We start from the raw sequence: 24,159 nt of genomic DNA on the forward strand, positions 1-24,159 counted from the left end.
CCGTCTGCGGGGCCCATCACTCCTGGGTTTGCGGGCGGCTCGCGGCCAGACCTGCGGGCGTCTCGCGGCCAGACTTGCGGGCGTCTCGCGGCCAGGCTTATGGGCGTCTTGGTAACATGTCGCGATGCCCATACCCATATGGCTGGACTGCGATCCCGGCCACGACGACGTCATCGCCATCTTCCTGGCCGCGCAGCGTTCCGAGCTCGTCGGCATCAGCGTCGTAAGCGGGAACGCGCCGCTCGCTTTCACCGAGCGCAACGGTCTGATCGCCTGCGAGGTGGCGGGCGTCGCGGCGCCGCTTCACGTCGGCGCCGCCAAGCCGCTCGTCAGACCCGCCGAGCACGCCGAATACATCCACGGGGAGACGGGCCTGGACGGCCCGACTATCCCGTCCATCACTCTCGAGGCCGCCAGGATGCCGGCCGTCAGGGCACTGCTCGACGCGGCGGAGAAGCGCGACGACCTGTGGCTCGTAGCGATAGGCCCGCTCACGAACGTGGCACTGGCGCTGATGCTCGAGCCCGCCCTGGCAACACGCCTCGAGGGCATCAGCATCATGGGTGGCGCTTACGGCCCGGGCAACGTCACCGCGGCGGCGGAGTTCAACATCTGGGCCGACCCGGAGGCGGCGCAGATCGTGTTCGAATCGGGCGCCAACCTCGTGCTGGCCGGGCTCGACGTCACCCACCAGTTCATGATGGGGCGCGGCCGCATAGCCCAAATAAGGGCGTTGGGCACGCGGACCGCGGAGTTCTCGGCCGATCTCCTCGACTACTTCGCGGCTGCTTACGGCCGCTCCTACGGCGGGACCCCACAGGGCCCGCTGCACGACCCCTGCTCCGTCCTGGCCGTCACCGACCCGGAACTGTTCGAGTCCGAGGCCCGCCATGTGGTGGTGGAGTGCGCGGGCGAGCACACCCGGGGCATGACGGTCATCGACAGGCGCACCGGCCCCCGCGTGCAGGAGCCGAACACCAAGCTGCTTACGAAGGTCGACGACGAGGCCGCCTTCCAGGTCCTCATGGAAGCGCTGGGGGCCTCCAGATGAGACCCCGCACCGGTGGCGCCCGTGGCCCGCAGGCGGTCAGTAAAAGCATGGTCGAATTCCGCCACGTAACCAAGACCTACCCGCGCACGCACACGCACGCGCTGAAGGACGTCGACTTTCACATCGCCAAGGGCGAGTTCGTTTACGTTACCGGCCACTCGGGGGCCGGGAAGTCGACGCTGCTCGCGCTGATGCTCAGACGCATCGTGCCCACCGAGGGCACGGTCGCGGTGGCGGGCAACGACGTCTCGCGGCTGCCGGAATCGCGCTTGCCATACCTGCGGCGCAGCATCGGCATGATCTTCCAGGACCACCGCCTGTTGGGGCACCTCTCTGCACTCGAGAACCTCACGTTCGCGCTGCGCGCCGTCGGGGCGCGCGGGAACCACGAGCAGCGCGCCATGACCGCCCTACGGCAAGTGGGCCTGGCGCATAAGCGCAAGGCGTTCCCGATCGAACTCAGCCTGGGCGAACAGCAACGCGTGGCCGCCGCCCGCGCGCTGGTGACAGACGCGCCGTTGCTCCTCGCGGACGAACCCACGGGCAACTTAGACCCCGACACCGCCCTCGAGATCATGGAACTCCTCGACGACATCAACCTGCGCGGCACGACCATCCTGCTCGCCACCCACGCCAGAGACCTGGTCGACAGCTACAAGCGCCGCACCCTGGTGCTGCGCAACGGCGAACTGGTTCGCGACGACGCGCGTGGCGGGTACTCGCTGTAGGGCTTGCTCAGAGCTGCATGACGCTGAAATCGAGCCGGTCGTCGTCCAGCAACAGCTCCATGAACTGCAGCTTCCCCAAGGCGTCGATCATGGCGAAGCCGTTCTCGCGGTCGACGTAGACCCCCTCTTTCATCACGGTGTGGCCGTAGACCCCGAAGCGGTGGCCCGCCTGCTTGACCAGCTCCGGCTTGTTGAACCACCACGACTTGGTGTCGGGGTCGTGATAGAAGAAGTCGTCGAACACCTGCATGCCCGGCAGTGGCCCCGCGTGGGCGAACTGGACGCCATGGAAGACGACCTCCCTGGGCATGGCGCCGAACCACTCCTTGAGGTCGGCGGGTAGCTCCAGGCCACCCTTGGACGGGTCGAACTCGACGTGGTTCATGCCGCCCCGCGTGGAGAGCTGGTAGCGGTGGTCGCGCGCGGCCTCGTCGTGGTTGCCGAGGATGACCGAGACGTTGCCACCCGCCTGATCGACGTAGCGCTTGAAGCGGTACAGCTCACGGATCTGCGCCTTGGCCGCCCGCCTCAGGTGATCGGAGTCGGTCGGGTCGTAGGGCTCCTCACCCACCGCGTTGGCGTAATCACGGGCCTCCTTGTAGTGGACCAGGTCGCCGACGCAGACCACCTTGTAGCGCCCCTCTATCACGGCTTGGGTGGGTTCAAGCGTGGGGGTGGCGGCCGCGGCGGCCTTGAGGACGCGCCACAACTCCGGCCACTGCCCGTGCACGTCGCCGATGGCGATCACCTTGATCACGCCCCGCTCCCGCCGGCTAGCCGACTGGCGCGCGTCACGTCGCCTCCGCCCCGCTCTTCAGCAGCGCACGCAGGCGGCCGTACAGTTCGCGAGACTCCTCCGCCGTGCTGCCGTAGCCGTTGTAACGAACGACCAGTCGCGCGGCTTCCCTGCCCTGCCCGGCGGCCTTGAGGCGCTCGACCAGCCGTTCGATGACCTCATGTCCGGAGTTCTGGACCACAGCAACGCCGGCGAGCCGTTGGGTAGCGTCCGCCGACAAGGTCTCATCGTCGGGCGGTGCCGTGGCGGCGCCGACGCCGATGCCTCCTTGCGCCGAGCCGGAGGTGGCTGCTTGCGCAGTCTGCCCCGTGGCGGGACGGCCGGCCGAGGGAAGGCCCTCGGGAAGGTGCGCGACGCCAACCGGTTCGGGCTCGTACAGCGGCACCTGGGCCTCGGGGTCGTAGTCGACCCAGTAGCTCGGGTCATGTGTAGCGAACGGAAGGCGAAGGCCGAAGAGCTCGGCGCAACGCGCCAGCACGACCGCGGCGGCGCTTTCGGGGTTCACGCCGGCCGCGTTCACCACCTCGGCCCTGGTGACACCCGAGAGTGTGAGGTTGCCGACCAGGGCGGCGGCACCCAGGGGTGCGAGGGTGAACGACCAACCCCCCGCTCCATGGGCCTGGTCGAGGCGTCTGACCACGGCCTCGCGGTCTGCGTACGCTTCGAGCCTGGCTCTGCCGGCGGAGTCCAACTCGGCGACATGCCACCGCAGGGCTTCTGGGGCCATCGGCATGGTCGGGCTGGCACCGGCTTCGGGCTGCACGACAGCACTATATCAACGCCCCCAGCGGCCACGACGGGAAGGAAACCACGCTTGGCAAGCGCGTGAGGGGCCGAGCCCACGTTGCGGTAATGTGATGCCATGTTCTCCTTCCGCGCCGCCAAGAAACGTGCAGGCGTGCCGCAAGCGCTGCACTCCACCACCCTTTCGAGGCTGCTGCCGGCACTCCTCTCGTCGCTGGCGATCGCCTTGAGCGTCGCGCTGGCCCAGTCCGTACCCATGGTCGGGCTCGACGCCTTCGATTACGAGGTAGGGGACGTACTGCACCTGACCGGTGACAACCTGGGTCCCGGCGACGCCTACCGCGTGTCGGTCGGCCCGGTTGGCAGCGCCCCGCTCGTGAGCGTGGAGCGAGCCGACGCCTCGGGCTCGATCAGCTACAGCACCAGCCTCGAGGCACCGGGCGATCACATCGTCCACGTGGAAGGGCCCGGGCTGAACGCGAGCTTCACGGTCTCCGTTGCGCCCAAGGCCGGCCAGTCCGGCACACCGCCGCCAGTCCGCACGCCGGAACAGTCGCAGGAGCCGAGCAGCACGGAACCGTCGCAGCAGCCGGGCAGCCCGGGAACGTCACAGCCGCCCGCAGTCACGGGCGAGCCAGGAACGCCCGAACAACCGGGAGCCGCGCCGCAGGGGCCGGTTCCCACACCTCCGGCCTCCGCCGAGCCGAACTCACAGGAACCCGGCGACCAAGGGGCTCAGGGCACCCCTGGCAGCGTGCCCGGGAGCGCCGCGAGCGGGGCTTACCCTACGGCGCAGCTCGTCGACGGCTCCGTGGAGGGGGTACGGGGCGGTGAGACCGTGTGGTCGCTCAGCTTCCCGCCCCGCAGCGGCGAGACGGCGGGACTGCTTCAGAAGGGCCTCGACGTATACGTCGGCCACGGGAACGCCGTGCTGCTCATCGACGCGCGCACCGGGGTAGTCCAGAAGCGCCACCGCCTCCCCGCTCAGGTGTCCGCCATCTCCTTGTCGGGCGGAGTACCGCTGGTCACCCTCAGCTATTCCAACGGCGCCGAGGGCCGCGCGGCCATCCTGTCCACTGGTCCGGAGGACGCCGAGCCGTTCGATGTCGACCCGGACCTCTACGGCTGGCTTCGCAACGAGGCCGCCGTGGCAGATCCGGCCTCGCGCCTCCAGCAGGATCCCACCAACCCCTGGCTATACCTCGAGGCCATGCGCTCCGCGGCGCCGGGCAGTTCCGAGGAGTCCAAGGCGCTCGAAGGGGCCCAATCCAACGCCGTCACGTTCTACGAGCGGGCGCAGCTCGCCCGCGAGTTGATGCGCTTCTCACCACCTCACCGCGAGGCGGCCGCTACGGCCATGTATGGCGCCTTCGACGACTTCGTCGCCCGCGGCTACCGCCCGGAACTCCTCTTCGATCGAGATCTGGCACAAGCCTACGGTTTCCCCCTGGACGCCCTCGAGTCGGCCCTTGGCAAGGGCGACATGCAGGCTGCCGCGTTCTGGGCCGAGAGGGTGTACCTGCTCGCCACCCCGGCCGTTCCCGAGACGCAGGCAGCGCTAAGGGAGTATTCCTCCTACCTGAGAGTGGACGGCCAGCGCGAGGCCGCCGACCAATGGCTCGAGCGCTCACGCGAAGGCGCCGGCTTCGGCCTGGCGTCCGCCATCCGGAAGGTAGCGCTAGACGTGGGCCGCACGGGCTGGTACGGCGTCGCGGCGCTGTTGGTGGCGCTCCTGGCGCTCTACGTGGCCCTCGCCGCCAAGTACTGGCGCCCACAGTCCCTCAACCTTCGCCGCCAGTCGAGCAAGGGGGGTGGAGCGCGCTTCTTCTTCCTCCGCTACGCCACCTTCACCGAGAGGCTGGTGGCCGTGCTCCTGCTCATCGCAGCCGCGTGCCTCGCGTCGCTTCAGGGGTGGGCTCGAGATGGCGACACGCTGCCGGCGGCCTGGGGCTCAGGCTCCCTGGAGTCGGTGCCGGCACTCGACGCGCTGGCCCGCATGCCGGAAGACGGCGCCGACATGGCGTTCGTTCGGGGCTACGCCGAGCAGACCTCCGGCGCCGAAGACCCTGCCGCCGAGGCCTACCGCAGCGTGCCTAACGTGGCAGCGGCGGTCAACAACCTGGGCGTGTTGTTGGACGACCCCTCGCTCTTCCGCCGTGCACTGGACTTAGAGCCAGGGTTGCCGGCGGCGGCCTTCAACCTCGGCCAGGGCAGCAATCCGTCGCGTCTGATGGCGACCTTCGCCCCCGACATGAAAGCGTTGGTGGTGCCCGACGAATCGCGGCTCCGTAGCGCGGTGGCCGGTTCGTTCCAGACCGCGCTGGCCTCGGTGTTCACCAACCCCTGGCAGACCCTCACCGGGGTGGCCGGCGTGGGACTGGCGCAGTGGTTATGGCTCGTCGTCGTCGTGGCGTTCCTACTGTTGACGCTCGTCAACGTGGTCATGCTCGTGCTGCCGCGCCCCCGAGTCGCGCGCAACGCCCCCCGCACGCCGCTCTATCACCTGCTGGCCATCCTGCTGCCGGGCACGGGGCAGGCGGACGAGTTGTGGGGAGTGCTGCTGTCGGTGCCGTGGGCGATCTTCGGTGTCGACCTGCTGCTGCATTACATGCCCCTGGGCGTGGGTCCGGCGATGGGCCTGATGACGGACCTGATCGCGCTTGGCGTCATCTACCTCGTGAACCTGGTCGCGTTCCTCGTCGAGTTCGGCTCGTACCAGCGGAGGATGCGGGCGTTGCGGGCCAACGACCCCGAAACGGCCCGCGCTTACGGCATGAAAGCGGGCTGACCGGGTCCGCGTGCCGGCCGAGCAACGCCCGGCGCTGACGGGGTATGCCCTCGTCGCGCTCGCAGCACTCTTGTGGGCGCTCCTCGGGGTGTTCTCCAAGAACCTGCTGGCGGCGGGAATCGGCGCCATCGAGATCGCCTTCTGGCGCGCCGCCCTGGGTGGCGCGCTGTTCGCCGTACACGCTTCCATCGAGGGACGCCTGCGCCTCCTGAGACGCTCCGACGCCTTGGCGTTCGTGGCGTTCGCGCTGGTGGGCGTCACGCTCTTCTATACGGCCCTCAACCTGGCCATCGACGCCGGGGGAGTGAGCCTCGCGTTCATCCTGCTCTACTCGGCGCCCGCCTTCGTGGCGGTTCTCGCCGCGATCTTCCTCGCCGAGAGGCTCACGCCGCTCAAGGCCGCGCTCGTGGGCATGTCGATCTTGGGCGTGGTCCTCGTCGCTCAAGGCGGGGAGTCGGGCATGATCGTCAGCGTCCGCAGCGTGACGTGGGGCCTCGTCGCCGGGGCCTCTTACGCCAGTTATTACCTGTTCGGGAAGTGGGTGTTGCGGCGTTACAGACCCGCCACGATCTACGCCCTCGTGCTGCCACTCGGCGCCCTGGGCCTGGCTCCTTTCACCCCGTTCGCCGCCATCAAGGGCGCGACTCTCGAGACCTGGGCCTACCTGCTGCTCATGGCCGGGCTGTCCACCTACGTCGCGTACTTCGTTTACTACACGGGTCTGAAGCGCGTCGAGGCGTCACGCGCGGTGCTCGTGGCCACCATCGAGCCGGTGGTGGCAGCGGGGCTGGCGGCTTGGCTCTTCGGCGAGCGCCTTGGTGTTCTCGGCATCATCGGGGGCGCACTCGTCGTCGGCGCCGCCATGCTGTCGGCACTGCCCCCGCGCCCTGGACGACCAGGAACGAGGAGCGCCGCGACCCGCCCGCCCGGGCGTTGACGACACCCGAAACCGGTGCTATGGTTGCATCGTTATCAACGCGCATGCATAAGCATCCGTTCGGTAACTCACCCCGACGAGAATGCCGAGCACTCCGCTTCCCCACCACTCGAGTAACCCGAACAACCGACGAGCCAGACGCGGCTGAGAGCGTTGGCACCTACCTGGGACGGCCGTTCCATGGTGGCTGCCGGCCTGCTCGGCCGCCACGTTGCATGGCGGAAGTGCATGCGAACATTACGAAGGCAAGGACGAGGAACCACGTTAGGAGAGCACCGTGAGCAAGGGCAAGCCGAAAGCAGTCGATAAGGTCGTACTGGCCTATTCGGGGGGTCTCGACACCTCCGTGATCCTTCACTGGATCAAGGCCACGTACGGCGCCGAGGTAGTGGCGTTCACCGCCGACATCGGCCAAGGTGACGAGGTGGCCGAAGCCAAGGCCAAAGCGCTGCGCACGGGCGCGGTGGCGGCATACGCCGTCGACCTGCAGGAGGAGTTCGCGGCGGAGTTCGTCTTCCCGGTCCTGCGGGCCGCAGCGATCTACGAGGGCTACTACTTGCTCGGAACGTCGTTCGCCAGGCCGCTGATCGCCAGGAAGATGATCGAGATAGCGGAGTCGGAGGGCGCAGACGCCGTCGCCCACGGCGCGACGGGCAAGGGCAACGACCAGGTCCGCTTCGAACTCTCGGCCTACGCCCTCAAGCCCGATGTCCGCGTGATAGCCCCCTGGCGTGAGTGGAACCTCCGCGGCCGCGAGGACTGCATAGCGTACGCCAAGGAACACGGCATCGACGTGCCCGTCACCAAGGAGAAGCCCTACTCCACCGACGCCAACTCGTTCCACATCTCCTACGAGGGCGGCGTCCTCGAGGACCCGTGGGTCGAGCCGCCACGCGGCATGTGGAAGCTGACCGTCGACCCGGAGGAGGCGCCCAACGAAGCTCAGGTCGTCACCGTGTCATTCGAGAACGGTAACCCCGTCGCCATCGACGGCGAGCGCCTCTCGCCGGCGCGGCTCCTCGCCAAAGCGAACGCCATCGCCGGAAGGCACGGCGTGGGCCGGGCCGACATAGTGGAGAACCGCTTCGTGGGCATGAAGTCGCGCGGTTGTTACGAGACGCCCGGCGGCACGCTGCTGTTCCACGCGCACAAGGCCGTCGAATCGCTGGCGCTGGACCGTCAGGTATTGCAACTTCGCGACGAGCTCGTTCCCCGTTACGCGGCGGCCGTGTACAACGGCTTCTGGTTCGCACCCGAGCGGTTGGCCATGCAGAACCTGATGGACGACATCCAGCAGGTCGTTACGGGCGACGCCCGCCTCAAGCTCTACAAGGGCGGGGTAAGCGTGCTCGGCCGCCGTTCGCCCAACAGCCTCTACCGCCAGGACGTCGTGACCTTCGAGGAGGACCACGTCTACGACCAGGCCGACGCCGACGGCTTCATCAAGCTAAACGCCCTGAGGCTCAGGATCGCCCGGCAGTTGAGCACCGAGGCGAGGGGCTAGCCGGACGTGGCGAGCGCCGCCGTACTCCCCAAGAAGCCCGGGGCCGACTACGCGCAGCCGCGGTTGCGTGAGGCCACAGCCGCCGACGCCGACGGGCTGGCCCGCCTGTACGCCGCGGCCCGGCCGGAGAAGGGCGTCAGCGCCGCCGGGCTACGCGAATGGCTCGGGCTTCACAACGCCCTGCTGGTGGAGAACGACGCGGGCAAGGTCCTCGCGGCCCTCAGGTACGGCGAGGAGGGCGAAGGCTGGCGCCTGGACCCCATCGTCACGCACCCCGACCACCGGGGCCAGGCCTACGGCCGCTGGCTGATGACCACCCTCGAGGCCGACGCCATCCGCACCAACGTGCCGTTCCTCGCCGTCACGCTCAGTAATCCCGAGGTGCTGCCGTATTACCGGCGTCTGGGCTACGTCGCTGCCGGCACCGATCCGCTCGCCCTCGTGAAACGCGTCGGTGGGATGTGGCAGCGGCACGGCGGTGGCGCATGAGCAAGGACGGCGGCAAGCCCGACACTCGCATGTGGGGTGGGCGCTTCGACGAGCCCACCGACGCCCTCGTCCAGCGCGTCAACTCGTCCGTCTCCGTCGATTCGGCGATGGCCGAGGAGGACCTGCTCGGCTCGCTGGCCCACGCGCGCATGCTCACTCACCAGGGCATCCTCACGCAGGAGGAGGGCGAGGCCATCGCCGCCGGCCTGCATGAACTCCTCACCGAAGTGAGGGCCGGCAAGGTGGAGTGGCTCGATGAACTGGAAGACGTTCACATGAACCTCGAGTCGCTCCTCACCCAGCGCCTGGGGCCCTTGGGCGGCAAGCTTCACACGGCCCGCAGCCGCAACGACCAGGTGACCACCGATGCCCGCCTCTACCTGGCCCGCAAGGGCGGCGAACTGCGCGGCCTGCTCGTGGAGCTCAGGCGCCTGCTCGTGAACCTCGCGCGCGATCACATAGACGTCGTGATGCCCGGCTACACCCACCTGCAGGTGGCGCAGCCGGTGCGCTTCTCGCACCACCTGCTCGCGTACCACGAGATGTTCAAGCGCGACCAGGGGCGCCTCGAGGATGCCCTTGCTCGCGCCGACGTCTCGCCGCTGGGCGCCGGTGCGCTGGCAGGAACGACCTTCCCCATCGACCGCCACATGACCGCGCGGCTGCTCGGTTTCCGCGACGTTGCCGCCAACTCGCTGGACGCCGTCTCCGACCGCGACTACATGCTCGAGACGCTGTCGGCACTGGCCATCTTGATGATGCACCTCTCGCGCTTGAGCGAGGAACTGATCCTCTGGTCGTCGGCCGAGTTCGCCTTCGTTACCCTCAGCGACGCCTACACGACCGGCAGTTCCATCATGCCGCAGAAGAAGAACCCGGACGTCTGCGAGCTGGTGCGCGGCAAGACGGGGCGCGTCTACGGCTCGTTGGTCGGACTCCTCACGGTCATGAAGGGGCTGCCGCTGGCCTACAACAAGGACATGCAAGAGGACAAGGAGGGCCTGTTCGACGCGCTGGGCACGGCGATCGACAGCGTCCGGCTCTACCTCGGGATGCTGCCCGGGATCAAGGTCCACTCAGCGCGCATGCGCGAGGCTGCCGGGCGCGGTTACTCGAACGCCACCGACCTCGCCGACTACCTGGTGCGCCAAGGCCTGCCGTTCCGGGACGCGCATCACGTCGTCGGTCGGCTGGTGGGTCTGGCCGTGAGGCGCGGCGTGGCGCTCGAGGAGTTGCCCTTGTCCGACCTCAGGGCCGAAGACGAGCGCATCGGGCCCGACGTGTTCGACGCCCTGCGCCTGGAGTCGGTGGTGGACGCGCGCGACTCGTACGGCGGAACTGCCCGCCGGCGCGTGTTGGAGCAGGTGGCCGCCGCGACGGGCGACCTCGACCTGGAAACAGCCCGCGGTTGGCCGCGGGCGCAGGAGGAGCAAGAGTGAATCAGATGGCTGGTTCCACCCCCCCGCAGAACACCGAGTCCCGTGCCGGGACGGACGAGCGCGAAGCCCTGCACCTCGACGTGCGTCCCGCCCGCGCCGAGGACGTGCCACTCATCTTCGAGAACATCGGCTACTGGGCCAGCCAGGGGCGCATGCTGGTACGGCCCATGCAGAACATCTTCGAGAACCTGCGCGACTTCTTCGTCGCCGAAGTCGACGACGGCAGCGGTCCGCGCTTCGCCGGCAACGGCGCCATGCACATCCTCTGGGGCGACATCGCCGAAGTCCGCGGGTTGGCGGTGGCGCCAGGCGTGCGCTCCCGCGGCGTCGGCCGCTCCCTCGTGGCCGCCTGCGAGGTAGAGGCGCGCCGCCTGGGGATCCCCGTGCTGTTCGCCTGGACCTACGAGGTGGAGTTCTTCGAACGGTGCGGCTTCACGCTCATCGACAAGACCCGTGACCTGCACCCTCGCGTCTGGTCCGAATGCCTGCGCTGCCCCTTCTACGTCGGCTGCAACGAGAACGGGGTCGTGAAGCGCCTGAGCGGCATCCCCATGCCCCGTAACCTGCCCACCCCGCCCCCGGCACAGGTGCCGCCCGGTATCCCCTGAACCGGCCGCGCCACGGTTATGCTGGCGGGCGTGTTCGACCCTCGTTCAACCACGGCCGGCCCGCCGGAGTTGCGCCACACCCGCCTCGATCACGTGGGCATCGCGGTGCCGCACCTGGGTGAGGGCGCCGCGCCCTACGAGCTTCTCGGCCTGCAACGCGAGGGGCCCGACGAGCACGTGCCCTCCCAAGACGTGACCGTGCGCACCCTGCGGGCGGGCGACGTGCTGATCGAGTTGCTGGCGCCCCTCTGCGACTCCGGAACCTTGGCGCGGTTCCTCGCCAGGCGGGGTCCGGGGCTGCACCACCTGGCGTTTCGGGTCGACGACATCGAGGGGGAGCTGGCGCGGCTGGCGGGCGAGGGCGTGCCCCTGCTCGACTCCACCCCGCGGCCGGGCATCCACGGGACCAGGGTCGCCTTCCTGCACCCGCGCTTCGGCGACGGCGTCCTCATCGAACTGGTCGAGCACCCGCGCACCTGATGCCCGATGCCGGCCCTGGGCGCCAGTTCCCCTGGCGCCGCCGCCCGACGTGGCTCAGATGGGTCGGCTGGAGCGCGGCCGTGGCCTGGGCCGCGTTCCTGTTCCTGCAGTCCAGCTCGTCTACCGCCGGCTCGTTCCTCGCCGCGTTCCCGCCCGGAAGCGACAAGGTCGTGCACGCCATGGCGTTCGGCCTGCTGGGCGCGCTCGTCGCCCTGGGTAGCGGCAACCCGGTCCTGGCCGTGGTGTGCGCCTTCTTGTACGGCGCCTCGGACGAGATCCACCAGTGGTTCGTGCCTGGCCGCGCCTCGGAGGTGCTCGACCTCGTGGCCGACACGCTGGGGGGCGCCATCGGCGCTCTCGCCGTGGAGTTTCTGGCGCGCAGGCGCTACTTCAAGTCATTAGAATGACGCCATGAGCGAACATTCTCCCGCCCCTCGTGGCCCGCGCCTGGTGATCGTCGGCGCCGGCAAGATGGGGGGCGCGGTACTTCGGGGCGCACTGGCGGCGGGCGCTCTTCGAGCAGACGAGGTCGCCATCTTCCATCCCGACTCCAAGCGGCTGGCCGCACTCAGCGAGGAGTACGGCGTGGCGGGCGTAGACGACGCCGGCCTGCACGACGCCAAGAACGTGCTCCTCGCCGTCAAGCCGCAGTCGTTCGCCAAGGTGGCTCCCATCGTCGCCCAGCGTCATGCCTCGTTCATCTCGTTGATGGCCGGGGTCACGGCGGAGAGCATCGCTCGGCGCGTGGGCTCGATGCGCGTGATCCGCGCCATGCCGAACCTCGGCGCCGGCCTAGGGGTTGCCGCCACGGCGCTGGCATGGTTGCCCGAGGCCAGGCCGGAGGACGTGAGCATGGCGCGCGAGTTGTTCGGCGCGGTCGGGCGCGTGTACGACCTGCGCGAGGACCTCTTCGACGCGTTCACCGGCATGGCCGGCTCCGGGCCCGCCTACGTGGCCGTCGTAGCCGAGGCGCTGGCCGACGGCGGCGTGAGGGTAGGGCTCGACCGCAGCTTGGCACGAGACGTCGCCCGACAGGTCCTGCTCGCGTCGGCCAGGTTGCTGGAAACGAAGCATGCGAGCGAGCTCAAGGACGAAGTCTCCTCCGCGGGCGGCACGGCCATCGCGGGCGTGCGCACGCTCGAGCGGCACCGCCTGCGTTTCGCCCTGATGGCCGCCATCGAAGAGGCCACGAAGCGAGCCGGCGAGCTCAGCCAGGAGAACGGCAAGTGAACCTGCGCGTCCTGCTTGCCTTGACCGTTGTCGGCCTGGTCGGCTTAGCGGGCGCCCAGGACTACTACCCCTCGGAGGCCGGCTACAGCTGGACTTACTCGTCCGGCGAGACCCAGCTCCTGAGCGGCCCGCGTGACCTGCAGGGCCGCAGCGTCATGGTCCTCACGCATTACCTCCAGGGTGTGCCGGTTTCTGAGGATTACCTCGACTACGGCCCGCAAGGAGTCACCAGTTACGGCTCGGCCTCGGGCGGTCAGGTCTTCACCTACGACCCGCCCATACTGGTCTATCCACCGAGCCCGCTGGCTCCCGGCACGAAGTGGACGAGCACCACCCAGTTACCTGCCTTCAGCCTCACGCTCGATTCGCAGGTGGTAGGCCTGCGCGGCGTGGCCACCGCGGCGGGCCGCTTCAATGCCCTCTTGATCAGGCAGACGACCCTCACCAGTAACGGCGGTCAGACCAAGCTCGACATCTTCTTCGTGCCGACCGTGGGGATCGTCCGCTTCGTCACGGAGGACGGCACCGTCATCGACCTCATCGAGAAGAGCTTCTAGGCCCGCGGCACGACCCGCGCCCACAGTGCATCGAACGTGCCCTCACGCAGCGCCGCCCGGATGTCCTCCATGAGCCGCGCCATGAAGCGCAGGTTGTGGACGGTCGCCAACTGCGGCCCCAGCGATTCTCCGGCCTTGAACAGGTGGCGCAGGTAGGCGCGGCTGAAGTTGCCGCAGGTGTAGCAGTCGCAGCCCTCCTGGATGGGGCCGAGGTCGGTCCGGAAACGCGCGTTGATGATGTTCAGGCGCGAGGCGCGCGCGCCCGGCTCGACCGGGGCCCAGTCCGGACGCACCAGTAGGCTGCCCGTTCGGGCGTTGCGGGTGGGCATCACGCAGTCGAAGGTATCGATGCCGCGGGCGACCGCCTCGAAGATGCTGGGCACGTCGCCGATGCCCAGCAGGTGCCGCGGTTTGGCCGGGGGTAGTAGCGGGAGGGTCCAATCGAGGATCCGGTACATGTCGGCCCTGGTGGACCCCAGGTTGCCGCCGATCGCGATGCCGTCGAAGCCCATGCCGCCTACCACCTGCGCGCTCTCCACGCGTTGATCCTCGAAGGCGCCCCCCTGGACGATGCCGTATAGCGCCTGCGGGTAACCGTGGAGGGCTACACCGGCCTTGAACGCCGCCAGGCTCCGCCGCGCCCAGCGGTGGGTGCGCTCCAGCGACTTGCGCGTGTAGGCCTCGTCGTGGAGCGGGCTGGTGCACTCGTCGAAGGCCAGGACGATGTCGGCGCCCAGCTTGCGCTGCACCCCGATCGACGTCTCCGGGTCGAAGCGGTGCTTCGAGCCGTCGATGTGACTCCTGAACTCCACCCCGTCCTCGTCGACCTTCACCATGCCGGTCCTCGAGGCGAGCCGCCTCTGGCCGGCACCAGCGTCCTCACCGGGGAAGATGCTGCCGATCTTGCCCACGCCGTGCTCGATCGAGGCGCCCAGGGAGAACACCTGGAAACCTCCCGAGTCGGTGAGGATGGGCCCGTCCCAACCCATGAAGCGGTGGAGGCCTCCGTGGGCCGCCACTACGTCGGCGCCGGGTCGCAAGTAGAGGTGATAGGTGTTGGCGAAGAGTAACTGGGTGCTCGTGTCCACCACGGCGCCGGGTGTGAGCCCTTTGACCGCGGCTTGGGTACCCACGGCCACGAAGGCCGGGGTTTGGACGGGTCCGTGGGCGGTGACCAGCGTCCCGGTTCGCGCGGCCCCGCGCCGTAGGGTCACCTCGAAGCTCAGGCCGCCCTCGGGCACGGTCGTTAGCGTGTTGGCGTTCGGTTCCGACATGGTCGCGCCTTGCGCAGGCCCGTAATGCTACCAGACGGACTTGGAAGGGATTTCACGCTCGCTTACGCGTACCGTGCTAAGATTCAGCCGTAGGGGTTTCGGCCCCTAGCTTGGACGCTGAGAAACCTGGCTCGTAAATGGGCGCTTGAGTCAGGTGGAGCGAGTAGCGCAACCGGCCAAGGTGAGTGTCCCCTCATCTACTCAAGCCGTCAACGTCCGAGCGCGGGTTCTCACGTGGCCCGCAGCCCGAGTCGTTCGGGCACCGAACCGCACTGGCCACGACCGGCCTCGGCGGGTCGGACTTGGAAGCTATGAAGTCTGTTCTGCATTTGGGCGCTTGGAACAGATGGAGCGAGTAGCGCAACCGGCCAAGGGACTGTCGTCTACGCCACCCTAGGGGTGACCGTTAGAGCAACGGCCGAGCAGGCGCCCCAGGACCGAGAGGTCCGGGGATGCGATGACCGAACGGCTTGAGGCAAGAAGCAGGTACGCTCGCTGCAGGCGCCACTCACGCGCCCGCTCGGTGTCCGCCCGCGCGGCCCTATCGGCCCTCGCGGCCGCTTTCCTGCTCAATGCCTGCAACAGTGCCCTGGAACCAGCCCCGAGTGTCCCACACGGTATGACCGATCAGAACCTGGAGAGCACCGCCATGTTCGGCGCCTTCACGTACGGCGGCATCTGGCAGGGCATGGAGCCGGTGCTCAGGCTGGAGATGAACCTTGGACGGCGGCTCGACGTCGTGCACTGGTTCACCAACTGGGAGAACCCCTACTTCCCCGAACTGGTCGCCATGGCGTCGCAGGGCGGTCGTAGGCCGATGATCAGCTGGCAGAACCACCATCAGTCGACCGCCGACATCGCCGCGGGCTTGTACGACGATTACATCCGCGGTTGGGCGCGTGGCGCCGCCACCGCCCCCGGCGTCCTATACGTCAGGCTTTTCCCGGAGATGAACGGCAGTTGGACGCCCTGGAACGGCGATCCGGACACGCTGGTGGCGGCATGGCGCCGCGTGGTCACGCTGTTCCGGCAGGAGGGTGCGTCGAACGTCCGCTGGGTCTTCAGCCCCAACGTGACCGATTCGCCCCGTACGCCGGAGAACGCCATGGAGCGCTACTATCCCGGCGACGACTACGTGGACGTCCTCGCGCTCGACGGCTACAACTGGGGTGACACGCTGCCGGAGGTCGGGTGGCGTTCGTTCGGCGACGTGTTCCGCGCCGGCTACGACCGCATCACGGCGCTGGGCGATCAGCCCGTCTGGCTGGCGGAACTGGCGAGTTCGGACGAGGGCGGCGACAAGAGCGCCTGGGTGCGCGACATGTTCGCCACGACCGGCTTCGGCCGCATCGAGGCCCTGGTCTGGTTCAACGAAGATAAGGAAGCCGACTGGCGCATAGACTCCGACACCGCCACCTTGGAGGCGTTCCGAGCATCGTTGGCAGTCGGCACCACCACCGCCTCTGCGCGCTGACGCCCGGTCCGGCAACGCCCGGCCGGCGGCTTGAGTAAGACCACCGACAAGTGCTAGCTTCGTGAGGTATCTCACAGCGGATCCCGTTCCGCCGAAGCGAGCTGCGACTTGACCTTGCACTTTTCGACGAATGCCTTGCCCAAGGGCCCTCCTGGGCCCGGAAGGACGCTCTTGCGCTTGGTGCTCGCCGTCGCTTTCGTTGCGGCCGTCGTCACCGGGTGTTCCGAGCCGCCCGCGGCGCGCAGCGTGAGAGAGGCCGGCGGGCGGCCGGCCATAGGCGCCTTCGTACCCTCCGGGGTGTGGAACGACCTTGGTCCCCTGAAAGACCTCGAGCGCCGCGTGGGAGGGACCTTCGCCGTTGCCCACTGGTACACGTCATGGGACGTGCCCTACGACCCCGTCCCGGTGAACGACCTGCTTTCCCACGGGCGCACGCCCCTGGTGACCTGGCAGTCGCATACGCAGACGCCCGCCGACATAGCCGCGGGGCGGTACGACGCCTACATCAGGGCCTGGGCACGTGGGGTCGGCGCCGCTCCCGGAACCGTATACGTTCGGCTCTTCCCCGAGATGAACGGTGAGTGGACGCCCTGGAATGGCGACCCCGAGGCTCTGAAGTCGGCGTGGAGGCACGTCGTGAGCGTGTTCCGCGCCGAGGGGACCGCCAACGTGCGTTGGGTGTTCACCCCTAACGTCACCGACGAGCCCCGGACCAAGGAGAACGCGATGGAGCTCTACTACCCGGGTGCCGAGTTCGCCGACGTCATCGGGTTGGACGGCTACAACTGGGGCACCGCCAGACCGGCGATAGGGTGGCGGACGTTCGACGAAGTCTTCGAGTCCGGCTACGAACGCATCACGAAGCTCGGTGACCAGCCCGTCTGGTTGGCAGAGGTCGCGTCCAGTGAACAGGGCGGCGACAAGGCCGAGTGGGTCGAAGACATGCTCCTCTCCACGGCTTTCCCGCGGGTAGCGGCCATGGTCTGGTTCAATGAAAACAAGGAGACCGACTGGCGCATCGAGAGCTCCGTCGGCTCCCTGGAGGCGTTTCGCAACTACTTCGCCTCGCACGCCACGGAACCCACCGAGGCCGCTGGGCAGGAGATCGACCCAGCCAGTGCTTCGGCAGTTCCGGCTTCCCTTTCCATGCGAGGTACTCTCCGCGAGCGATGAAGCGTAAGCAGCTCCCCGCCATGTCCAGCCGCGGCCGTTTCGGCCGCGGCTCCCTTGCGTGCCGTCTCTTCTCGGTCCTCGCCGCAGCGTCGATCCTGAGCGTGGCCCTCGCCGAGCCCGAACCACCGGCCGCCGCGTACGTCAGGCCCCGCGGGCGAAGCGCCGTGGAGTACCGCCTGGACACCCTCGCCGAGGGCCTCAGGCTGCCGGTGGACGCGGTGCCGCTCGACGACACCGGCGCGCTCCTCCTGGTGGCGCTGGACGGCGTGATACAGCGCTACCAGGACGGGGCCGTCGATCCGCAGTACTTCCCGTCGCTCGCCGGCCGCGTCACGGGCCTGATGGGTGAGCAGGGGCTCTTCTCGGTCGCGCTCGAGCCGGCCGAGCGGGCGAATGCCCGGGGCACGCCCCGCCACCTGATCGCCGCGTTCACGGAGCGGGGTACCAACGACCTGGTCGTCGCCGCCTACCCCGTCCTCCCCGACCTGAGCGGCGCAGAAGCAAGCGAGGAGACCGTCCTCCTCCGGATAAGGGTGCCCGAGCCGTTCCACCATGGGGGTCACGTGGCCTTCGGGCCCGACGGCATGCTCTACGTGAGCGTCGGTGACGGCCAGCGCAACCCGCGGTTCCTCTACGACCACCCGCACCCCGCACGCGACCTTGGGTCACTACGCGGCAAGGTTCTGCGTATCGACCCTTTCCCCCTCGGAAGCGACGAGCCCTACGCCATCCCGGCCGACAACCCCTTCACGGCGGCGAACGACCCGGAGGCGGCGGCCGCCGGGGCAAGGGGCGAGGTCTGGGCATACGGTTTTCGCAACCCCTGGAAGTTCACCTTCGCCCCATCCGACGGGGCCATCATCCTGTCGGACGTCGGCGAGGATACGTGGGAGGAGATCGACGTAGTCGTGAAAGGGGGCGATCACGGCTGGCCGGCCCGCGAGGGCCCCACGTGCTTGGCTCACCCGGACACGGGAGTGCTGGTAGTTCCAGACTGCGCTGAGCTCGACCTGGTGCCGCCCGTGGCCTACTACGGGCACCCGAACATCGACCCCGAAGGCGGGTTCTCCGTTACGGGCGGGACGGTGGTTGCCGACGCCGCCCTACCGGACCTGCTCGGAAAATACGTGTTCGGAGACTTCATAACGGGCCGGCTGTGGTCACTCGACCTCGACTCCGGTGAGGTGGTGCTGCTGCTGCAGACCGCGAGGCCCGTCTCGGGCATCGTGGACGGCCCCAAGGGAGAGGTGCTGGTGTTGGGCATCGACGGAACCCTGGCCCGCTTGGCGGAGGCGCGCTAGCCCGCACCCGGCCCCCTGTCGACGTCGCTGCCTGCGGCCGGCCCCCCGGTCGACGTCGCTGCCTGCGGCTGGCCCCTCAGCCGACGTCGCCGCCGGTATGCGGTTCGGGCGTTGCGCCGTCGTCGCCGTAGAGCTCGTGCCGGATGGCGTCGTAGAAGGGCAGATCGGCGATCTCGAAGCTCTCTACCAGCCCGGCCGTGACGAAGTACGCCTGAGCGACGGTGATCTTGCCGTCGGCTACCAGGTTCGTGACGCCCAGTAGGGCGCGTTCCTTGTCCGCGATGGACGTGGGGTCGGCGCGGTAGGCGCTGATCGTCGCCTCCAGCGAGTGCGCCAGTGGTTCGAGGTCGGTTATGGCCGCCACCAGAGCGGCGTGGCGGTCGCTGACCTTCCCGCGCACCACGCCCTCGAGGGGGTTGATGTAGCGCGCATAGGCGATGTGCTCGTCGTTGCCGCCCGGCTGCGACCGCGCCCAAGCCAGCTTGACGGCGCCGGCGCAGACAGAGAAGTCGGGATCGAAGGCGGAGAAGGTGCCCGCGAACAAGCCGGGGTTCGCGAAAGGCGACAAGGGGTCCGTCGAGAGGGCCCTGATGAGGGTAAGGGCGTCGGTCGTGACCTGCGCCAGCCCGAGGTCGCCCGTGGGTCCAACGGCGAGTGGGTCCAGGTACGACTCGTTGATCAGGACGCGCAGGAGCAGGTCGGCGGGCACGTCGTAGGCCGTCGCCGCCTCCTCGATGTTGGCCACCAACGGCGCAAGCCGCGCCAGCACCAAGAGCCCCCAGCCGGAAAGCGGTTCGTAATCCGAGGCGGGGACCTCCAGCGTGCGGCGCTCCCTTGCCGGTCGCAGCACGTCGTTGACGGTGCAGAAGGCCGAGACGTGGTAGTCGCCGGAGGCGGCCGCCCGCACCTTCAGGTTCACGCCGCCCAAGGCGGTCTCGTGGCCGGCGTCAGCCGTGGCGTCGGGTCTCGAGGGGGGCGCAGTCAGGCCGGCGTCGACTACCGCGTCTAGCAGCTTGCTCCCACCGAGTGGCAGTCGGACCTGCTGGTGCATGCTCTGCAGGACGGGCGTCGACTCGTGTATGAGGCGCCACGTGGCGCGGTACCCGGGCCGCGAGTCGGCGGCAAGCGCGGCGACGAGCACGAAGACGCCGCCTCCCATGGCCAGCAGGCTTGCCGTCGCGCCGAAGAACCGGAGCTGCGGTCCCCGGCCGGTGCTCGAGCGAGGCCTGGTCCACGTGATGGTCGCGCGCGCGTCTATCTCGCGCCGGTTGAGGAAGCGTGAGGTGGCGCGCACGGCGCCGGTCACGAACGTGACCGCGTTGAAGCCGCGCAGCGCCGTCAACGCCACCACGGAGCGCGCCGTGTTCCTCACCACGAGCCCGGCCAGCCGCCACCCCCGCATCCCCTGACCCAGGCCGAGGCGCCCGAAACCCCAGCCGGCCAGCAGGGCGGCGACGCCGAGGTCGATACAGAACCAGATCAGCAGGCCCCATAGGGGCGTGCCGTGGCCAGGCAGCGCGAAGTTGAGCCCCAAAGTCAACGGCAGCAGCAGGAACAGGAGCATAAGCCCGAACAAGTTCTCGAAGTGAGCCGTCGCCACCGTGAAGCGCACGTTGGCGTGCAACTTGCTCCAGGCGCCACGAGCGAACACTCGTTTGAGACCGTTCTCGACGCCACCGCCGTTCCAGCGCTCCACCTGCCGCAAGTACCCCGGGAGACTCGGCGGGTCCTCCGTGAACATGATGGCCTCGGTTATGAAGCGAGCGTCGCCGCCGTGACGCATGACCACGGGACGCTCGCCGATCAGCGGCCCGAGTTCGACCTCCTCGCCGTCTACGAGCGCACGGAAACCGCGCTCCGTGAGCGCCTCGACGGTGACCGCCTCGTCGACGCTGGGAGCGTTCTGTACGGTGAGAGTGAAGTCGTGATCCTCGGTCTGAGTATCGGCCGGCATCGGGAAGCACTCGCGACGGGCAGTGAAGCCGCAGCCGACGACCGTGTAGAGGCGTGAGCGTCCGAACACGTTCCCCTCACCGATACGCGCCGTCTGGCCCTTACGCAAGACGGCGGCTATCGCGTACTCGGCGGCGCGGGCGCGGTGGATGAAGCCCGCCATGGGCCTTCCCGGACCGGGGGCCGCAGACATGACGGCACCGGACTGGAGGGCATAGTCGTCGATGACGAAGCGTGCGTTCTTGCCCCTGCCAACGCGCCTGAGCCGGTAGAAGTTCGCCCTCAGGCAGGCCAGGAACTCGTCGTCGAGGATCGTGTCACCGTCGACTATGAGGACGCGTTCAGAGTTGAGCAGACCGCCACTCAGGACCACGTTGATGCTGTCGGACTTGGAGATCGGTTGCGCGTGGTGCACGACCACCACGGGCGGACCGCCCTGAATGAGCCAGCGCTCGAAGGTCGCGGTCGCGTCCGGAACGGGAACCCTGTCCACGGGACGGTACCCGTGATCGCTCAGGGTCTGCGCCACGACCCGGTCGGTGGCGTCGGAACCGCCGTTTATGCTTACTACCAACTCGTCGAACGGCGTGCTCTGTCGCAGCAGCGAGGAGAGGGCCGTGGCGGCCCCGGCCTCCTCGTCGAACATGGGCGACACGACCCCTACCCTGTCGGGGCAACTGAGGGGCAGGGACGCGTCTTTGGCAAGGCTCAGTAGAGCGTTGGCGATGACGGTGGGGGTGGCCAGAAGCCCTGGTATGAATGGCAAGAGTCGGTCGTCCTTCAGTACAGGCGTAATCCTTCAGCACATGCGTAACACGCAAGAACTGACGGGATCTTTACGGTCCCCGAGCGCACAGGTTACCTGCTTGGAGCCCCCGCGAGGGGGGTGGCCGACACGATGCGTTCTCGGCCACCACGCGGGTGACAGGCATGGTCGCCGGCGTCCGAGGATCGGAGGTTAAGGAACGCTGGCCGCCGCAGTGTCGCACGTGTGCGAACTCTCACACTTGGTTTGCTAAGATGCCGCGATTGGGAGGCGCAGATGGCTCTGCACATCAGCGGCAAGCTCGTGGCCCTCGGGCTCGTGATCTCTGCCCTCATTACCGCCTTCAGTGCGCCGCGCACCGAGTTACCACCGCCCGTCACGCTCGAAGTGGCGCCGCACGCGGAGGTCCTGGCGACCTCGATCTCGTCGCCGGTCGACCTGGCCGTCCAGGGACCGACCGCGAACCCGCGCTTCGTGTTGCGGGCGACGGGCTACAACTCGCATGTGAACCAGACGGACTCGACGCCCTTCATCACGTCCACCGGGGCGCGGACGAAGTTCGGCGTGGTCGCGGTGAGCCGTGACCTGCTCGGCGGCGACCTGCCCTACGGGTCCCTCGTGTACCTCCGCGATCTCGGGAACTACTACTCCGGCCGTGGGGCCGGCGCGTTCCAGGCGTTGCTCGACGATCAGGTGTTCATCGTGGAGGACACGATGCACGCGCGCAAGACCAGTCAGCTGGACGTCTGGTTCGAGAGCTACTCGCAGGCCGTGAATTGGGGCGTGCGCAAGGTCGAGGTGGAACTCGTTCGCTACGGCCGCTGGGGCACGGCCCACCCCAAGGCAGACCTGGACTTCGAGGCCGCCCCCGTCCTGCTGGCCTCACGCTGAGCCCTGGGGCGTGCGTGCGCTGGTTCCCTACCTAGCATGGCGCCACGTTCGTAGGCGTGGCCTGCAGTCTGCCCTGACGGTCGCCGGCGTGGCGGTAGGGGTGGCGGTGCTCATCGTGGCCCTATCGCTCACCAACGGGTTCATCGACGAGCTGATCCGGAGCACCCTCAGGGCCACCCCGATGCTCACACTGCAGAACTACCTCCCTGGCGAGACCCTGCCCGATGACCGTGAGCTCCAGGCGGCCCTTGCAGGCGAGCCGGGCGTCACCGCCGTGGCGCCGTTCCTGTCCGGCCAGGCCCTGATCGCCAGGCGCGCTAGCCAGTCGTTGGGTGTGACCGCCAGGCAAGGCTTCACTCAGGTCGTGGGGATAGACACCAAGCTGGAAACGGCGGTCCTCGACCTTCCGGTCCTGGCCGAGCAGGCGCACGCCCTGGCCGAGGCCGGCGGCGTGGTACTCGGCTCCACGCTCGCCCAATCGCTTGGAGTCTCGTTGGGCGACATGGTCATGCTGAGAGACATCTCCGGCGCCACCGCACAGTTCAAGGTGGCCGGCACCTTCCGCGTCGGCAACGAACTGATCGACTCGGTGACGTCTTACATGTCCCTCGCCAACCTTCAGGATTACCTGGGCGTCGCCGGCCGCATCACGGGCTATCACCTGCGCCTCGCCGACCCCGGGGCCGCTCACTCCATCGGCCTCGAGCTGGCGGGCAAGTACTCGCTCAGGCCGATCAGCTGGGAGAGCCTCTTCGCCAGCCTCATCTCGCAGCTGAGGCTCCAGAAGGCGGTCATCGGGGTGGTGGTGTTCCTCATCGTCATCGTCGCCGCCTTCGGCATCACCAACGTAATGGTGTTGACGGTCAACGAGAAGACGGAGGACATCGCCATACTGCGCGCGCTGGGCGCCTCGGAGCGGCAGATTCTGGCCACGTTCACGCTGCAAGGCTTCCTGCTGGGGGGAGCGGGCACCGCCTTAGGGGCCCTGCTGGGCCTGGCCGTGGCGGCGTACTTCAAGTTCCAGCCCTACCCGCTGCCGGGCGACCTTTACTTCATCACCCAGCTCCCCGTGCAGTTGCAGGCGTGGGACGTCATCTGGGTGTGCGGCGTGTCGTTCGTCACCAGCGTAGTCGCGGGCCTGCTGCCCGCGCGCCGCGCGGCCAGGCTCGACCCAGTGGCCGTCCTGCGTTGATGGCGGGCAACGGTCGCCGGCGCCGCCCCCCGGGTCCGCTCTCGCCCGAGCGCGCCTGGGACTACCTGCTCTTCCTGTTGAGCAGGCGCATGTACACCACGGCCGAGTTGACTGACAAGCTGCTGCGACGCGGGATCGACGAGGCGGAGGCGGCCCGCCTGGTGGTGCGGCTGGCGGACCTGAAGCTCGTAGACGACGTTGTTTACACCGACCAGTACGTGAACTCGCGGTCCTCTTCCCGCGGGCGCCTGGGGTTGCGTCGGGAACTGACGCGCAAAGGGGTCGCCCCCGAGCTGGTGGAGGAGCGCCTCACCGAGCTGACCCCGGAGGGGCAACTGGCCGCCGCCACGGCGCTCCTTCGCAAGAACGCCTGGCGCTATGAACCGCAGGCCGCCCAAGAGCCGCAGGCCGGGGAGGAACCGCATGCCGCCGAGGAACCGCCTGGCGGAGAGGAGCGGCTGCGTCGCGAGGCGCGCCTGCGCGCCCGCTCCAAGGCGTTCGCGTTCCTGGCCAGGAGGGGGTTCACCGTCGACGCCGCTCAGGGTGCTCTCGAGGCGGTGGGCTGGTTCGATGATGACGACTGACCAGCGCCCGGCGCGCCGGATAGTTGGCTTCAGTAAGGACGACGAGGGGCACTGGGCGGCGCTCCTGGAGTGCGGGCACCAGCAACACGTGCGCCACGACCCACCACTCGTCTCGCGCGAGTGGGTGCTGACGGAAGAGGGCCGTGCGAGCCGCGTTGGGGCGCTCTTGGTTTGCGTTCGCTGCGCACGGTGCGCTTGAC

General features: G+C 68.6%; 22 protein-coding genes and 2 riboswitches. Of the genes, 18 read left to right on the top strand and 4 right to left on the bottom strand.

What is annotated here, in order from left to right; genetic code table 11:
* Nucleotides 1-124: 124 nt before the first annotated feature.
* A complete protein-coding gene (locus ROY82_09155) occupies nucleotides 125-1,051 on the top strand; it encodes a nucleoside hydrolase (GenBank protein ID MDT3682624.1) in 927 nt (308 codons plus the stop codon).
* Nucleotides 1,052-1,098: 47 nt separating this feature from the next.
* Nucleotides 1,099-1,779 carry a cell division ATP-binding protein FtsE gene (gene ftsE / locus ROY82_09160; protein ID MDT3682625.1) on the top strand — a complete coding sequence of 227 codons (681 nt, stop codon included), beginning with the start codon at nucleotides 1,099-1,101 and terminating at the stop codon, nucleotides 1,777-1,779.
* 7 nt (nucleotides 1,780-1,786) lie between these two features.
* Here ftsE and ROY82_09165 read toward each other — a convergent pair whose 3' ends face one another.
* Nucleotides 1,787-2,536, bottom strand: coding sequence for a metallophosphoesterase (locus ROY82_09165; GenBank protein ID MDT3682626.1), 750 nt, complete (start codon nucleotides 2,534-2,536; stop codon nucleotides 1,787-1,789).
* Nucleotides 2,537-2,570: 34 nt separating this feature from the next.
* Nucleotides 2,571-3,338 carry a hypothetical protein gene (locus ROY82_09170; GenBank protein ID MDT3682627.1) on the bottom strand — a complete coding sequence of 256 codons (768 nt, stop codon included), beginning with the start codon at nucleotides 3,336-3,338 and terminating at the stop codon, nucleotides 2,571-2,573.
* A gap of 99 nt (nucleotides 3,339-3,437) precedes the next feature.
* On the opposite strand from ROY82_09170, the gene ROY82_09175 reads away from it, so the two are divergent.
* From ROY82_09175 to ROY82_09220, 10 genes are all read left to right on the top strand, one after another.
* Nucleotides 3,438-6,107 carry a hypothetical protein gene (locus tag ROY82_09175; protein ID MDT3682628.1) on the top strand — a complete coding sequence of 890 codons (2,670 nt, stop codon included), beginning with the start codon at nucleotides 3,438-3,440 and terminating at the stop codon, nucleotides 6,105-6,107.
* Nucleotides 6,108-6,117: 10 nt separating this feature from the next.
* A complete protein-coding gene (locus ROY82_09180; GenBank protein MDT3682629.1) occupies nucleotides 6,118-7,044 on the top strand; it encodes a DMT family transporter in 927 nt (308 codons plus the stop codon).
* 277 nt (nucleotides 7,045-7,321) lie between these two features.
* Nucleotides 7,322-8,548, top strand: a complete 1,227-nt coding sequence (locus ROY82_09185; GenBank protein ID MDT3682630.1) for an argininosuccinate synthase — start codon at nucleotides 7,322-7,324, stop codon at nucleotides 8,546-8,548.
* A gap of 6 nt (nucleotides 8,549-8,554) precedes the next feature.
* Nucleotides 8,555-9,037: a GNAT family N-acetyltransferase gene (locus ROY82_09190; GenBank protein ID MDT3682631.1), complete on the top strand. Its 483-nt coding sequence runs from the start codon at nucleotides 8,555-8,557 to the stop codon at nucleotides 9,035-9,037.
* On the top strand, nucleotides 9,034-10,476 hold the full coding sequence (gene argH, locus ROY82_09195) for an argininosuccinate lyase (protein ID MDT3682632.1): 1,443 nt from the start codon (nucleotides 9,034-9,036) through the stop codon (nucleotides 10,474-10,476). The genes ROY82_09190 and argH overlap by 4 nt, the downstream gene beginning before the upstream one ends.
* A 5-nt stretch (nucleotides 10,477-10,481) precedes the next feature.
* Nucleotides 10,482-11,084: an N-acetyltransferase gene (locus ROY82_09200; protein ID MDT3682633.1), complete on the top strand. Its 603-nt coding sequence runs from the start codon at nucleotides 10,482-10,484 to the stop codon at nucleotides 11,082-11,084.
* A 30-nt stretch (nucleotides 11,085-11,114) separates the two neighbouring features.
* Nucleotides 11,115-11,564, top strand: coding sequence for a methylmalonyl-CoA epimerase (mce, locus tag ROY82_09205; GenBank protein ID MDT3682634.1), 450 nt, complete (start codon nucleotides 11,115-11,117; stop codon nucleotides 11,562-11,564).
* Nucleotides 11,564-11,971 carry a VanZ family protein gene (locus tag ROY82_09210; protein MDT3682635.1) on the top strand — a complete coding sequence of 136 codons (408 nt, stop codon included), beginning with the start codon at nucleotides 11,564-11,566 and terminating at the stop codon, nucleotides 11,969-11,971. The genes mce and ROY82_09210 overlap by 1 nt, the downstream gene beginning before the upstream one ends.
* A 4-nt stretch (nucleotides 11,972-11,975) precedes the next feature.
* Nucleotides 11,976-12,794: a pyrroline-5-carboxylate reductase gene (gene proC, locus ROY82_09215; GenBank protein MDT3682636.1), complete on the top strand. Its 819-nt coding sequence runs from the start codon at nucleotides 11,976-11,978 to the stop codon at nucleotides 12,792-12,794.
* Nucleotides 12,791-13,351 carry a hypothetical protein gene (locus ROY82_09220; protein MDT3682637.1) on the top strand — a complete coding sequence of 187 codons (561 nt, stop codon included), beginning with the start codon at nucleotides 12,791-12,793 and terminating at the stop codon, nucleotides 13,349-13,351. Before proC ends, ROY82_09220 begins: the two co-directional genes overlap by 4 nt.
* Here the strand turns inward: ROY82_09220 and tgt are convergent.
* Complete coding sequence (gene tgt / locus ROY82_09225) at nucleotides 13,348-14,625, bottom strand: tRNA guanosine(34) transglycosylase Tgt (protein ID MDT3682638.1); 1,278 nt, start codon at nucleotides 14,623-14,625, stop codon at nucleotides 13,348-13,350. The two genes, ROY82_09220 and tgt, sit on opposite strands and share 4 nt — an antisense overlap.
* A 103-nt stretch (nucleotides 14,626-14,728) precedes the next feature.
* A riboswitch (cyclic di-GMP riboswitch) is annotated at nucleotides 14,729-14,812 on the top strand.
* A 108-nt stretch (nucleotides 14,813-14,920) separates the two neighbouring features.
* Nucleotides 14,921-15,002, top strand: a riboswitch (cyclic di-GMP riboswitch).
* A 242-nt stretch (nucleotides 15,003-15,244) separates the two neighbouring features.
* On the opposite strand from tgt, the gene ROY82_09230 reads away from it, so the two are divergent.
* From ROY82_09230 to ROY82_09240, 3 genes are all read left to right on the top strand, one after another.
* Nucleotides 15,245-16,099 carry a glycosyl hydrolase gene (locus ROY82_09230; GenBank protein MDT3682639.1) on the top strand — a complete coding sequence of 285 codons (855 nt, stop codon included), beginning with the start codon at nucleotides 15,245-15,247 and terminating at the stop codon, nucleotides 16,097-16,099.
* Nucleotides 16,100-16,279: 180 nt separating this feature from the next.
* Complete coding sequence (locus ROY82_09235; protein ID MDT3682640.1) at nucleotides 16,280-17,272, top strand: glycosyl hydrolase; 993 nt, start codon at nucleotides 16,280-16,282, stop codon at nucleotides 17,270-17,272.
* Nucleotides 17,269-18,573, top strand: coding sequence for a PQQ-dependent sugar dehydrogenase (locus tag ROY82_09240; protein ID MDT3682641.1), 1,305 nt, complete (start codon nucleotides 17,269-17,271; stop codon nucleotides 18,571-18,573). The genes ROY82_09235 and ROY82_09240 overlap by 4 nt, the downstream gene beginning before the upstream one ends.
* A gap of 76 nt (nucleotides 18,574-18,649) precedes the next feature.
* Here ROY82_09240 and ROY82_09245 read toward each other — a convergent pair whose 3' ends face one another.
* Nucleotides 18,650-21,292, bottom strand: coding sequence for a transglycosylase SLT domain-containing protein (locus ROY82_09245; protein MDT3682642.1), 2,643 nt, complete (start codon nucleotides 21,290-21,292; stop codon nucleotides 18,650-18,652).
* A 276-nt stretch (nucleotides 21,293-21,568) separates the two neighbouring features.
* Here ROY82_09245 and ROY82_09250 point away from each other — a divergent pair, with 276 nt between their 5' ends.
* From ROY82_09250 to ROY82_09260, 3 genes are read left to right on the top strand one after another with little or no spacing between them, the layout of a single operon-like run.
* The gene (locus ROY82_09250; protein ID MDT3682643.1) at nucleotides 21,569-22,183 is read left to right on the top strand and encodes a hypothetical protein; all 615 of its coding nucleotides are present in this window, start codon (nucleotides 21,569-21,571) and stop codon (nucleotides 22,181-22,183) included.
* 10 nt (nucleotides 22,184-22,193) lie between these two features.
* Entirely contained in the window at nucleotides 22,194-23,375 is a 1,182-nt protein-coding gene (locus ROY82_09255) for an ABC transporter permease (protein ID MDT3682644.1), read from the top strand.
* Nucleotides 23,375-23,959 (top strand): regulatory protein RecX, encoded by a 585-nt coding sequence (locus ROY82_09260; protein ID MDT3682645.1) that lies wholly within the window; start codon nucleotides 23,375-23,377, stop codon nucleotides 23,957-23,959. Before ROY82_09255 ends, ROY82_09260 begins: the two co-directional genes overlap by 1 nt.
* Nucleotides 23,960-24,159: the final 200 nt, after the last annotated feature.

Origin of the sequence: Truepera sp. (assembly GCA_032027045.1) — a bacterium.
GTDB lineage: Bacteria > Deinococcota > Deinococci > Deinococcales > Trueperaceae > JAAYYF01.